At 48.2% G+C, this 12,624-nt stretch carries 11 protein-coding genes; 3 read left to right on the forward strand and 8 right to left on the reverse strand.

Annotation, left to right across the window (positions count from 1 at the left end):
- Positions 1-104: 104 nt before the first annotated feature.
- Together ACUUJN_RS25385 and ACUUJN_RS25390 are read right to left on the reverse strand one after the other, a co-directional pair.
- Positions 105-1,286, reverse strand: a complete 1,182-nt coding sequence (locus ACUUJN_RS25385; protein ID WP_023990895.1) for an NAD(P)/FAD-dependent oxidoreductase — start codon at positions 1,284-1,286, stop codon at positions 105-107.
- Between the two features lie 27 nt (positions 1,287-1,313).
- A complete protein-coding gene (locus tag ACUUJN_RS25390) occupies positions 1,314-1,745 on the reverse strand; it encodes a DUF1641 domain-containing protein (RefSeq protein ID WP_013312528.1) in 432 nt (143 codons plus the stop codon).
- Positions 1,746-2,246: 501 nt separating this feature from the next.
- On the opposite strand from ACUUJN_RS25390, the gene ACUUJN_RS25395 reads away from it, so the two are divergent.
- Complete coding sequence (locus tag ACUUJN_RS25395) at positions 2,247-2,642, forward strand: rhodanese-like domain-containing protein (protein WP_023990896.1); 396 nt, start codon at positions 2,247-2,249, stop codon at positions 2,640-2,642.
- A gap of 24 nt (positions 2,643-2,666) precedes the next feature.
- Here ACUUJN_RS25395 and ACUUJN_RS25400 read toward each other — a convergent pair whose 3' ends face one another.
- Positions 2,667-3,500 carry an HNH endonuclease gene (locus tag ACUUJN_RS25400; RefSeq protein WP_068939086.1) on the reverse strand — a complete coding sequence of 278 codons (834 nt, stop codon included), beginning with the start codon at positions 3,498-3,500 and terminating at the stop codon, positions 2,667-2,669.
- Between the two features lie 263 nt (positions 3,501-3,763).
- Between ACUUJN_RS25400 and ACUUJN_RS25405 the strand changes: the two genes are divergently transcribed.
- Positions 3,764-5,257 (forward strand): alpha-amylase, encoded by a 1,494-nt coding sequence (locus ACUUJN_RS25405; protein ID WP_023990898.1) that lies wholly within the window; start codon positions 3,764-3,766, stop codon positions 5,255-5,257.
- A gap of 64 nt (positions 5,258-5,321) precedes the next feature.
- Here ACUUJN_RS25405 and gpmA read toward each other — a convergent pair whose 3' ends face one another.
- The 5 genes from gpmA to ACUUJN_RS25430 form a co-directional block, all read right to left on the reverse strand.
- On the reverse strand, positions 5,322-6,071 hold the full coding sequence (gene gpmA, locus ACUUJN_RS25410) for a 2,3-diphosphoglycerate-dependent phosphoglycerate mutase (RefSeq protein ID WP_025721385.1): 750 nt from the start codon (positions 6,069-6,071) through the stop codon (positions 5,322-5,324).
- A gap of 134 nt (positions 6,072-6,205) precedes the next feature.
- The gene (locus ACUUJN_RS25415; protein ID WP_023990900.1) at positions 6,206-6,946 is read right to left on the reverse strand and encodes a Bax inhibitor-1/YccA family protein; all 741 of its coding nucleotides are present in this window, start codon (positions 6,944-6,946) and stop codon (positions 6,206-6,208) included.
- A 148-nt stretch (positions 6,947-7,094) separates the two neighbouring features.
- Positions 7,095-7,382 carry a hypothetical protein gene (locus ACUUJN_RS25420; protein ID WP_023990901.1) on the reverse strand — a complete coding sequence of 96 codons (288 nt, stop codon included), beginning with the start codon at positions 7,380-7,382 and terminating at the stop codon, positions 7,095-7,097.
- 244 nt (positions 7,383-7,626) lie between these two features.
- Positions 7,627-9,921 (reverse strand): glycoside hydrolase family 2 protein, encoded by a 2,295-nt coding sequence (locus ACUUJN_RS25425; RefSeq protein ID WP_023990902.1) that lies wholly within the window; start codon positions 9,919-9,921, stop codon positions 7,627-7,629.
- Between the two features lie 200 nt (positions 9,922-10,121).
- Entirely contained in the window at positions 10,122-11,186 is a 1,065-nt protein-coding gene (locus ACUUJN_RS25430; RefSeq protein WP_279833380.1) for a LacI family DNA-binding transcriptional regulator, read from the reverse strand.
- A 180-nt stretch (positions 11,187-11,366) separates the two neighbouring features.
- On the opposite strand from ACUUJN_RS25430, the gene pepT reads away from it, so the two are divergent.
- Positions 11,367-12,602, forward strand: coding sequence for a peptidase T (gene pepT, locus ACUUJN_RS25435; protein WP_264454409.1), 1,236 nt, complete (start codon positions 11,367-11,369; stop codon positions 12,600-12,602).
- The last annotated feature ends 22 nt before the right edge of the window (positions 12,603-12,624 follow it).

Below are 12,624 nucleotides of genomic sequence, written 5' to 3' on the forward strand. Positions count from 1 at the left end.
GACTAATGAATCGTGAGTATCGCTAGTGTCGAAAAGAAAAGCTACAAAAAAGAGAGCGCTGAATAGCGCTCTCTTCCAATGAACCATATAAAATGTAAGAAATATTAATAGGCCAATGCAAAAAGTCCTTTGATGTGGGACAAGTAACGGATGTTACTGCCTTCCTTCATCAAAGTGGCTACAGCGCCTTTCAGTTGGGTGCCATTCGCGCCTACAGTACCAATCGCGTCTGTTCTGCCCAAGCTGCCCAGTGTACCGGAGAATACTGGTGTAAAGCGTTCCATTTTCGCTCCGTTGAAATAAGCGAAGATGTTGTAACCAACTAATTCGCCCATTTGCCAAGCCAACTGTGCAGTTGGTGGGTATGGACGCTCGCCTTCACTCGGGAACACCACTGCACTGTCGCCAGCGAGGAAGATGTCTTCGTGAGAAGTCGATTGCAGCGCACCATTCACAGTTGCGCGACCACGGTTTACTTCGATACCAGATGCGCCAACCAGTGCATTACCTTGTACGCCGCCTGTCCAGATCAGTGTGTTCGTTTTGATCGAACGTCCGTCTTTCAAGAGAACTTCGTCAGCTTTCATTTCTGTAATCGGAACACCCGCTACGATTTGAACGCCACGTTTTTCAAGGCTTGTTACTGCACGATCAACCAGTGGTTGAGGGAAGCCTGCCAAAATAGATGGTCCAGCTTCTACGCAATACAAGTTGATATCTTCGTAGTTAATACCTTTTTCGCGACAAATTGCAGGCAATTTGTCAGCATATTCGCCCACCAGCTCAACGCCAGTCAGACCGCCACCACCGATAACGATTGTAGCGTCCGCTTGGTTACCGGATTGCTTGTAAGCATCCAGACGAGCTTCCACATGTGCGCGAATGCGATTGGCTTCTGCCACTGATTTCAGCGTGAAGCTATGCTCTTGCAGTCCTGGAATACCGAAGTAAGCCGTTTCACTGCCCAGGGAAATAACGAGAGCGTCATAGCTCAACGTAGCGCCACTGGCCAAGGTTACTTTTTTATCGTCAGGCTTGATTTCGGAAACAGTATCCACTTTCAGGATAATTTCCTTGTTACGCAGCAGTTTTTCCAAAGGAAGCGCAACAGCTTTTTCAGCAATTGTACCTGCCGCCAAACGGTGCAGTTCCGTAATAATTTGGTGCGACGCAAAGCGGTTAACCACTGTAATGGTTGCTTGGCTAGCGTCCATATGCTGGCGTGCTGTAAGAGCGGCCAGCAATCCGCCGTATCCGCCGCCCAAGATCAAAATTTGCTTCGACATGTCCATCCTCCGTTCTTGATCAGGTAATTATTTGCTTTCGCGTTGGCGCTCATTCAGAATATCCAGGAAAGCCTGGCTGAAACGCAGCGTTTTTTGTACATTCGGATCTTTAAGCATTTTGAGCAGGCCAAACAGACCTACGCTGCCGTCCGTAGTTTGTACACGGTCATTTGCTTCAATTGCAGCAGAAGCCAATCCTTTAGCCGAATCTGTAACAGGCTTCACAAACTCTCCCATGGAGCTTTTCATATCTCCGATAAAGACAGGGTCAGTCGCCAGACTGCGAGCTACATCATAAGCATCGGTCATCAAAGTAACCATCTCAGTCAACTTGGGCAGATTTTCTACCAGCACGGTCAGCGATTGCTGAACCTCCGGTTTCATCAATTGGTCCAATACATCCCGAGACTCTTTGGTAGCTTCTTGTGTTACTGCCACCTCTTGTTGGTTTTCAGACATGCGTGAACGTCCTCCTTTACTGTGAAAATAGAAGTCCATTCCTTTCTCGTAACCTGTATCCATAAACTCTAGCAATAAAACGTGCATTGAATTCACGCCCTTAAACATGCAAGAAGCACAGCTAAAACCGGCCTATACCCTAAAGGGCAAGACTGATTTATCGCAGATGCCAATTGTATATTGCTCAGACGGTATTCTGTTGTTACTGCTGCGGAATATCCCACGAAGCGCTCCTTCGTGACTACAACAGGCCGAAACGGAACCCTATACCTCTATATTACACCTTTCACAACACAATCGTCGAAGAAATTTTAAATTTGCACAAATTTCTGCAAAATTTTTATTGTTATTTTAGATAAAAATTAGAATAAGCTCGATTTTTGTCCAAGTTTCCCTTAAAAAAAGGGTCATTTTATGCTAGAGGAGGGTAATAGAGAGCGTACGTTTCAGTTCGATAATATGAAAATAACACAAAATATATTCATACGGAGGTTTAAAACGATGGCTAAAACATTTGGAGATATGGTTCAAGAGGCGAGACAGCACGTTCAAGGCATTGATTCACAGGAGGCACGTCAGCGAATGGAGGCAAATCCTGATACATTCGTTATCGATGTACAGGACTCCCATGATGCAGGCGCTTGCGGTCTGATTCGCGGAAGCGCCAATATTTCATTGGGCATGCTGCCCATCCGCGCTGACTTGGAGGTTCCACAGGATTTGCGTGACGAACGTCTACGTGACCGCAACCGCCCGATTATCACCACTTGTGGGGCAGGCGGACAAGCTGCATTGGCAGCTTATACACTCCAGCAGATGGGCTTTACCAATGTAGCTTTTATCGAAGGCGGAACAACAGCCTGGAAGGAATCCGGCTTTGAAGTAGAACTGTACTAAGGGACCTACGCTCCAAGAATCGCCCTACGTACGTAGGGTGTCTTCAGAAGTATCAGGATTATCAGGTGCTTCGAAATCATCAGGAGACGGCTGCGGCACACCAGATTCAATGAACTCATCTACATCGCGGGCAGCCTTAACTTGATTGCATTCATTGCAAGCACATACACAATTGACCGGCGTCGTGTGCCCCCCTTTTGCCCGAGGCAGTAAATGATCAATCGTGTCACCGTAGTCTCCGCAAAAAAAGCAAGTATAGCGGTCACGCTTAAGCACATATTGACGAAATTCCTTGTTGCTATACAGTCTGCGCACGGTGTATGGATTAACAATCACCGCCATACGCTCTCTGACCAGGGTCATGGCCAGATCAAGCTCAATCTCTTGATGCCAGCGTCTCCCCTGGTCGGTTTTGCCTCTTAGCCGAATCATGCCATTGCGATTGAGCCGCAATGCCCGGGTATCCGCAGGCTTCAGCCTGCTAAGCAGATGCCGAACCCGTTGCCGGTGGCGCTCACGCGCTTTATCCGTGACCAGCTTCCTGCGGGGGCGTTGTGCCTCCATAGGTAGTGGCGCCTCCAGGCTGTGCGCAGCCGTATTTGCTTCAAGGCTATGCTGCGTCACGGGAGCAGCCGAGGGGTTCGTTTCCTCGCCGGAAGGAGCGGACGTAGCCGCACGTTCTTGCGGGGCCGGGGCCAACCCTCGGCAGGAACGGCAAGGACCACGCCGTGAATAAGGACCAGCCCGGCGACCCGTTCTGCGCTGAAAGTCCGTTAAAGGTTTCATTTCCTGACAATACGTACATTTTTTAATCAGCGGTTTGCTCGCTTCATCCTTGTTCTGCTGCGGTTCTGTCACGTCCACCCCTCCTTTCCTCTGTTGCTTGTGCTTTACGGTTTTCACCAAAACCCGAACTATTGTTAAGTTAGATTCATTTTACCGTTTTCACGTTCCCTTTTCTAGCTACCGAGTCGTTGGGAACACTTAGGTATAACAAATTTTAATGATTTAGCATACGTTATACAGCGATCCTTGTTCTTCATTCAGCATCATATTGACCGTCTGACGTTTAGCCCCCCTCACTTGGTGGGTAACTTGTTATATATGAAGGAGGGACGCACATGAAAAGGAACCATACGATGATGCAATTTTTCGAGTGGAATGTCGAAGCTGACGGTTCTCACTGGAAGAAGCTTACCCGCCTGGCACCGGAACTGAAGGCCAAAGGAATTGACGCGATATGGATTCCACCTGTCACCAAAGGCCAATCGCCCGAGGATACGGGATACGGCGTCTATGACCTTTATGATCTGGGCGAATTTGACCAAAAAGGTGCGGTGCGCACCAAATACGGAACCAGGGAAGACCTGCTGGAGGCTGTTGCCGCCTGCGTTCGCCACGGTGTGGCCGTCTATGTCGATCTGGTTATGAACCATAAGGCTGGCGCGGATGAAACCGAAGTGTTCAAGGTCGTCGAGGTCAATCCGGATAACCGCAATGAGGTCATTTCCGAGCCCTTTGATATCGAGGGCTGGACTAAATTTACGTTCCCCGGCCGTCAAGGTCAGTATTCCACATTTCAATGGAACTTTGAACATTTTAACGGAACCGATTACGATGCAAGCCAGGACCGGACAGGAATCTATCGTATTTTAGGTAAAAATAAAAGCTGGAGCGAAAATGTAGATGATGAATTCGGCAATTATGATTATTTAATGTTCGCCAATATTGATTATAATCATCAGGATGTGCGCAAAGAGATGATCCGCTGGGGCAAATGGCTGGTAGATACTCTGCAATGCAACGGATTCCGTCTGGATGCAATCAAGCATATTAATCATGAATTTGTACGAGAGTTTGCTACAGAAATGATTAAAAAACGCGGACAGGATTTTTATATGGTAGGCGAGTTTTGGAAACCGGATCTGGAATCGTGTCAAAAGTTCCTGGATACCATTGATTATAAAATCGACCTATTTGACGTATCCCTCCACTACAAACTACATAGCGCTTCCTTGGGTGGCAAGGATTTCGATTTAAGCACCATTTTCGAGGATACGCTTGTTCATACCCATCCCCTGAACTCGGTTACTTTTGTCGATAATCATGATTCCCAGCCGCATGAAGCGCTTGAATCCTGGGTGGAGGACTGGTTCAAGCCCAGCGCCTATGCACTTATCTTGCTGCGCAAGGACGGTTATCCCTGCGTATTCTATGGCGATTACTACGGCATCCAGGGACAAACGCCCGTCAAAGGCAAGCAGGCTGAGCTAGACCCGCTTCTATATGCCCGATACCATAAAGCTTATGGTGAGCAAAAAGATTATTTCGATGATCCCCATACGATTGGATGGGTTCGTCAAGGCGTGCCTGAGCTGGAAGGCTCCGGATGTGCTGTGGTGATCACCAACGCAAATGACGGAGAAAAGCGCATGTTCGTAGGCAAACAACATGCAGCGGAAGAATGGATAGATTTGACCGGGCGTCACGATCATACCGTAAAGATTGAGCAGGATGGCTACGGCATATTTCCCGTTCGTGCCGGCAGTGTATCGGTGTGGGCACTTCCCGCAGAGGAAGACAGCCAGGAAACAGAAGAAGAAGCGAACGCTTAATCTATACCCAACACAAAGAGGACAGGATGCGAGGAAGCGCCCTGTCCTCTTTGTGTATGGAAAGTCACTCCGTTACCTTACTTTGGTTGGCCACAGCCTGCTTCTTAGCCTCTACATGACTCGGATCACCGAGATAAAAGCGCCGTATGGGATCTATATGCTCATCCAGCTCGTACACCAGGGGAATGCCTGTGGGAATATTCAAATCCAGCAATGCGGTTTCGTCCAGATTCTCCATATACTTGATTAAGGCCCGCAAAGTGTTACCATGTGCAGAAATGATAACTCGATCCTTTTTGAGAATCAAAGGTACAATCCGCTGCTTCCAAAACTCACCGACCCGATGCACTGTGTCCTCCAGACTTTCCCCAAGCGGCAGCTCTTCTGGCTTAATATTGCGATAACGCTCTTCCCGATGCGGACTCCGCTCGTCCTTCTCATCCAGCATGGGTGGCCGCACTGTTAGGCTACGCCGCCAGATATGAACCTGCTCCTCGCCGTATTGCACGGCGGAATCCAGCTTGCTAAGCCCTTGAAGAGCACCGTAATGGCGTTCATTCAGCTTCCATGACTTCTGCACAGGTATCCACAGATGATCCAGCTCATCCAAGATGTGATACAGCGTGCGGATAGATCGTTTTAGCACAGAGGCAAATGCCAAATCAAACGTATATCCAGCCTCCTTGAGAATACGTCCCGCCTCAATGGCCTCATGAGTCCCTTGTTCAGTCAGGTCCACGTCCGTCCAGCCCGTAAACAGGTTTTGTCGGTTATACACGCTTTCTCCATGCCTAACCAGCACCACTTGATACATACACTCACTCCTCTCCTGTCTGTCTTTATGTTTTACCCAACTTCTATGTATTTAACGTAAAATGCAATTTTTAAACCGTCTATTTAATACAAAAAAGGACGGCATTCAGCCATCCTTTTCTTCTCACCCTGCACTTAGTCCCTCTTACTGAACTTGGCCAACAGATCCAAAATCCGTACATACAGCCATACTAGAGTCACCAGCAATGCAAAAGCACCATACCATTCCATATATTTGGGTGCACCTTGATCTGCTTGCTCTTCAATAAAATTGAAATCAACCAGCAGATTCAAAGCCGCAATGATCACGATAAATAAACTAATACCAATACCCAGCCAACCCGTTTCATGGATATACGGAACATTCATACCGAAAAAGTTCAAAATAAAATCAACTAGCGTCACCAGAAAAATCGCCATCGTACACAGGACAACGAATGAGATAAAGCCGCGTGTCACCTTGATGATTCGCTGTGTGTACATAAAGAGCATTAAGAACAAAATACCCACGGTCAGCAAAATGGCATTGGCTACAATTCCAGGGTACTCATACTCCATAAAGGCTGAAACGCCACCCAAAGCAAAACCACTCAGAATCGCATATACAGGAGAGAGTAACGGAGCGGTTTTTGGAAAAAAGGATATCGCAAGTGCTACGCCTGCCATACCAATAAAGCCTGCCGTCAGCAAGGATAGCACCTCTACGGTTCCCTCGTAGGTCATGTACCAGGTAATGCTGCCAGAGACGATGAGCAGAACCAGCAGAAGCAACGTTTTGTTCACCGTTCCTCCGATGGTCATGCGTTGTTCACTAGCTTCTCTTTCATCTTCGCGCAAAAAGATGTCATCACGTAAAACTGGATTGCTAAAGCTCATACAGGGTACTCCTTTTCGATGTTGTTGTTTGCTATGCTATATGTATATATCGGCACAATATGAAAAAAGTTTCAGAAAATTTCAAACAAAAAAAACTCTAACCTTGCCATACGGCAAAGCTAGAGTTAGAGGGTCAGGTCGTTACAGGTTAAAAATCAGCCGTAGCAATTTGGATGGTGCCTGTCACAGCTCCAGCTGGAGTAGCTTGGAGAGCAGCTACCAGCAACAAAGCCACTTCTAACGTCAGACTATTGGCTGCCGGGATAACATACGTGATCACGGGAGCATTGACACGTGTAACAACCAGATCCACCGGATTGGCACCCGTGTTATTCACGGTAATTGTAGCATTATTACCGCCTTTCAAATTTTCAAAAAAGGATTTACCCACACCCGCAGCGAGATTGTAGATTTGCGAAGGTAAAAGGATCGCCATAAAACTCACCTCCCTTGCGTTTGATAGTGTATTCTATGCTTCCAATCTATGAGCGTAACGTTAAGTGACTCAGTAATAAGACACAATTTAAAAGACTCATAGATTAACATACCCTAAGCTATGCCAAAGAGGAGTTGCCCTCTCAGATCCCTTTCAGAATCTGCGGACAACTCCTTTTTTTAAATAATGGAAGTCTCAAACGGTATACAAGCGGCTAGTAGGATTGTATGTTGCCTTTGCTCCCTTATTGCACGTGAATGCTCAATTCCTGCGGACCGAAACGGGAAGGCGCAGAAACCTTCACACGAATTTGTCCAGCCTCCCCCTTCGTACGAATCCAGAATGCAATGCGTCCACCAATTAGGGATAAGCTTGAAGGACCGATCAATTCACCCACCCCTTCGACCTCCACCGAAACTGGATCTGCATAGAACGGCAAGACGTTGCCGTATTCGTCCAGCGCATCCACTACTACTCGGGTTACGTCCCAATCGCCAACTTCCAGCACCATATCATCTGCAGCTACCCGCAGCTCTGTCGGCACCGGATTACGTGAATAGTATTTGCGGGTCACTTCTTGCCCATCTACGTATCCAATGAATACAGCGTCTTCCCACTTCATGCCCCAGTGGCCTGTCAGCTCGTCGATCACGACAGGGGGATGAGGAAGCGCCGGGTACTTCTCTCGGTTCGGACGATAAACACCTTTGCGCTCATGAGCGTATATGAACTCCACCTCATCACAATTGGTGAACACGACCAGCGGCACGATGCCCCCGATATTCCGCTCGCCACGCGACCAGTAAGTGACCGGCTCCATAACGATTTCCTGTTCGACGTTCTTCTGGCTCCGGTACACACTTGCTGCAAATTTAGGCAGGCGGAACATATCCATGACACCGTGGTAGCAGATTTTATCACCGGAACCAAAATCAGCATGCGTGTTATAGTCAAAAGCACACCAACCAATCGCCCCGGCAATGCCCTCATCGGCATAAGAAGCATTTTGGACCCGCGTATGGCGCAGTGCATGCTCCATTACCCGTTCCTCCTGGTCAAAACGCTTGGTCGGGTACATATGCCCGTTATATTCCGTTACCAGATAAGGGACCGGATGATCCAGCTTTGTAACGAGAGACGGCTGGCGCAAGCCTGTCGTTTCGCCATCTACGCCTTCTGTATCGTCATACGTATCAAAATTGCGAATTTCCTTCGCCAAATATTTTTTGTGCCCACCATCATGAACAAAATCATTTATCGTATATACATCTTCCAATAGCTCACTGCCTACAATATAACGCACACCACCCGTAGCACGGGTCGGATCTAGCTTTCGTGCTAGCTCATTGGTACGCGTGTACAGATCATGGTCATCCTGCGACTCATTAATTCGTACCCCCCAGATTACAATGGAGGGATGATTACGATCACGGACAATCATGTCCTCTACGTCCCTCACCGCCTGCTCCTTCCACGCTTCACCGCCAATGTGCTGCCAACCCGGAATCTCTTCGAAAACGAGCAATCCGATCTCATCACAACGGTCTAGAAAATGACGGGACTGAGGGTAGTGGGATGTCCGTACCATATTCAGCCCCAGCTCCTCCTTGAGCACATCTGCATCACGACGCTGCGCTCTTTTAGGCATAGCATAGCCAACGTACGGATAGGACTGGTGACGGTTCAAGCCGAGTAGCTTGATCTTCCGCCCGTTCAAGTAAAAACCGTCCGGCTGAAATTCGGCCTCGCGGAAGCCAAAGCGCACGGTCACCTGATCCAACTCTTCTCCGCTTCGTAGCAGCGTCAGCTTCGCTTCATATAGCTTGGGATCATCTATATCCCAAAGTTGCAGGCCGCCCAGCTCTTTCAGCTCCAGCGTTACTTCCGCCGCCGTCACCGCTGCCAGCTCAGTCTCCGCCTTCACGCTCGCTCCGTCCAGCAATTGCAGCGCGACCGTCAAGTCGTCCTGCTGATCGCTGATGCCCTCCAGCTCCACGACCACGCGCACCGCCTTATTTGCCGCAAGCGGCTCCGGTGTTTGGACGAATACCGTTCCGAGATGTACAGGCTCCACTATTCGCAGCTGTACTTCGCGGTAAATACCGCCATAGGTCAGATAGTCAATGACTGCCCCAAAGGGAGGGATGTCGTCCCGTTCCGTGGAATCGACAATGACCGTGAGCACATTGGGGCCGCCATATTCGGCAAGTTCGGTCAATTCAACGCTGAACGGTGTATATCCACCTTTATGCTCCCCCGCTTTTACCCCGTTTAGAAATACCTGGGCATAGGTCATGACTCCTTCAAAATCAACATACACTCGCTTACCTTTGGCATCTGCCGGAATGTTCAACTCTCTTTTATACGTAGAAATAAACTGAAATGCCTTGTCGTCAAAATAATTATACGGAAGCTCTACATTGGTGTGCGGCAGCTGAATTGGCTCATACCGACTTGCATCAATGCCTGCGCTTACTTCGCTCTCGACATATTCAGGAAGATAAAACCATTGGTCATTCAACGGCAAAATGGTACGCATGGGCAGTCACCTCAACCTTTTATTTTTCACTCTTATACCATAGTAAAATATTTGAGTAAAAATAACGAGTAAAACTTAGTAAAATAAATATATGTTCAATGTAAGCATTTACAAGGCAATTGTCAATCCATTTTTGTATCTTTTTATATCAAAAAAACAACCCCGGTAAGCCGGGGCTGTCCAAATCAATAACGTCGATTTTATTGGGTATCGGTATGTAGCGGCGCACTGCTGTTGCGAATCATTAGCTCGGTCGGAATGATGACCTTGCGCCCCACCTCGTTTGCACCGTTGCGTACCGTATGCAGCAAGAGCTGAACGCCCGTCTCTCCCATCAGTTCGGTATGCGTTTTGACCGTTGACAGAGAGGGGGTCAAATATTCCGCTGTCGGAATATCATTGAAGCCAACAATTGAGATACGTTCCGGCACCGCAAGGTGATGCTGCTCCAGCGCCTTCAACACCCCAATAGCCACCGAATCGCTCGCGACAAAGAAGGCTGTAGGCAGGTTTTCTGGTGCCGCCAGAATAGCCGCTTCCATCGCACGGAAGCCATCTGCCGCCGTTCCGCCACACACATGAATATCATCCGACGTGCACAGCCTGTGCTGTTCCTGATACCGCAAAAACGTTTCATAGCGGGCATCTAGCTCGACTCGTTCGGAATCATGGGGCTGCTCATCCTTGCCCATACCTACATATCCGATGTGACGATGGCCTGCGCCCATCAAATAATCCAGTGCATCAGCCGCAGCGTGAGCAAGGTCAATGACCACATAGTCTGCCCCTGTACGCTCTACCGGATGATCCAGAAAGACGCAAGGAATGGGCAGTTCCAGCATACGTTCTACCTCTTCGCTGCTAAAATGCCCCAGCACGATCAGTCCATGTAGCCCTTCGGATGATGTCTTCAGCGCAGTCAGGTCCTCTCTCCTGAAAATACGCTCAAGCTGCGCCCCGCTTTGGCGGCACTCTTTTTCCACGCCAAACCGGATAGACAGATAATAAGGGTCTTCCAGTTCCTCGTACGCGCTAAACCAGTGCACCATACCCAACCGGATGGGTCCCTCTGCCTTCTTGCGGGGCTGACGACCAATACCGCCATTTTTACGTTTAGCAGTCGTATATTTCATGCGCTCGGCAACCTCAAAAATTTTACGTCGCGTTTCCTCTGATACAGACAGTGTTTCATCATAATTCAGCACTCGGGAGACCGTGGATATCGAAACCTCTGCCTCCTGGGCGATATCTTTTAACGTAGGCATTGCAGACTCCTTTAATGGTTTTACTCTATTTTTACTTTTATTTTACTATTATCTTACTCGTCTCCCCTGTGCAACACAACCCGTCATTCCGAAAAGGGTCAACCATTTTTTTCATATTATAAGCCTAATCATGATAAAATACGTACCATAATAGAAATGACACCAAGGAGGATACACACTTTGAAACAGGAACTGATTGACCGCCTGACTACATATGTTCAGGTAGATACCCAATCTGATGAAAGCAGCCACACTTGCCCCACTACACCCGGACAGCTCACATTGGGCAACCTTTTGGTGGGCGAATTGAAAGCCATTGGTATGACAGACGTAACCATTGATGATCATGGTTATGTGATGGCAACCCTTCCCTCCAATACGGATAAAGAGGTTCCCGTCATCGGTTTTCTCGCTCACCTCGATACGGCTACCGAGCTGACTGGCGCAGGGGTAAAGCCGCAATTGACGGAAAACTATGATGGGGGCGATATCACGCTGAATGCTTCGCTTGGTGTGGTTCTTTCTCCACGTGAGTTTCCCGAACTGACTCAATATAAAGGCCACACCCTGATCACAACAGATGGTACCACCCTGCTCGGTGCAGACAACAAAGCCGGGATCGCAGAAATCATGACAGCTATCCACTACCTGATTGACCATCCAGAAATTCAACATGGCAAAATTCGCGTTGCTTTTACACCGGACGAAGAGATTGGAAGAGGACCGGAACGCTTTGATGTAGCCGCTTTTGGCGCTGAATATGCCTATACGGTAGACGGCGGACCGCTCGGAGAACTGGAGTATGAGAGCTTTAACGCCGCAGCCGCCCATATTACCATTCACGGTGTGAATGTGCATCCCGGTACGGCTAAAAACAAAATGATCCACGCTGCCAAAATCGCTATGGAGCTGCATAGTCGGTTACCTGCAAACGAAGCCCCGGAATATACAGACGGATATGATGGCTTCTATCATCTCTTGGAGTCTACAGGTACGGCAGAACAAGCTAAACTGTACTATATTATCCGTGATTTTGACCGCGAGAACTTTGAAAACCGGAAAGCTTATTTAACAAATGTAGTCAAAGAGCTGCAGGCCGCATATGGAGAAAACCGTATTGCACTGGAGCTGAGAGATCAGTATTACAACATGAAAGAGAAAATAGAGCCAGTCAAGCATATCGTCGATGTCGCTTATGAAGCAATGACGAAGCTGAATATCGAACCTATTATCAAGCCGATTCGTGGCGGTACAGACGGTTCACAGCTATCCTACATGGGACTGCCTACCCCGAATATTTTCACAGGTGGGGAGAACTACCACGGTAAGTTTGAATATGTGTCGGTGGACAACATGGTACTTGCTACCAAGGTTATTGTGGAAATCGCACAACTGTTCGAGCAACGCGGCAAGTGAACTACCTATACACAGCACTGAC

It is taken from the genome of Paenibacillus sp. LRG-1, assembly GCF_057220305.1.

Coding starts and splice junctions, on each gene's coding strand:
- ACUUJN_RS25385 (WP_023990895.1), bottom strand. CDS start 1,286: ATGTCGAAGCAAATTTTGATCTTGGGCGGCGGATACGGCGGATTGCTG.
- ACUUJN_RS25390 (WP_013312528.1), bottom strand. CDS start 1,745: ATGTCTGAAAACCAACAAGAGGTGGCAGTAACACAAGAAGCTACCAAA.
- ACUUJN_RS25395 (WP_023990896.1), top strand. CDS start 2,247: ATGGCTAAAACATTTGGAGATATGGTTCAAGAGGCGAGACAGCACGTT.
- ACUUJN_RS25405 (WP_023990898.1), top strand. CDS start 3,764: ATGAAAAGGAACCATACGATGATGCAATTTTTCGAGTGGAATGTCGAA.
- gpmA (WP_025721385.1), bottom strand. CDS start 6,071: ATGTATCAAGTGGTGCTGGTTAGGCATGGAGAAAGCGTGTATAACCGA.
- ACUUJN_RS25415 (WP_023990900.1), bottom strand. CDS start 6,946: ATGAGCTTTAGCAATCCAGTTTTACGTGATGACATCTTTTTGCGCGAA.
- ACUUJN_RS25420 (WP_023990901.1), bottom strand. CDS start 7,382: ATGGCGATCCTTTTACCTTCGCAAATCTACAATCTCGCTGCGGGTGTG.
- ACUUJN_RS25425 (WP_023990902.1), bottom strand. CDS start 9,921: ATGCGTACCATTTTGCCGTTGAATGACCAATGGTTTTATCTTCCTGAA.
- ACUUJN_RS25430 (WP_279833380.1), bottom strand. CDS start 11,186: ATGCCTACGTTAAAAGATATCGCCCAGGAGGCAGAGGTTTCGATATCC.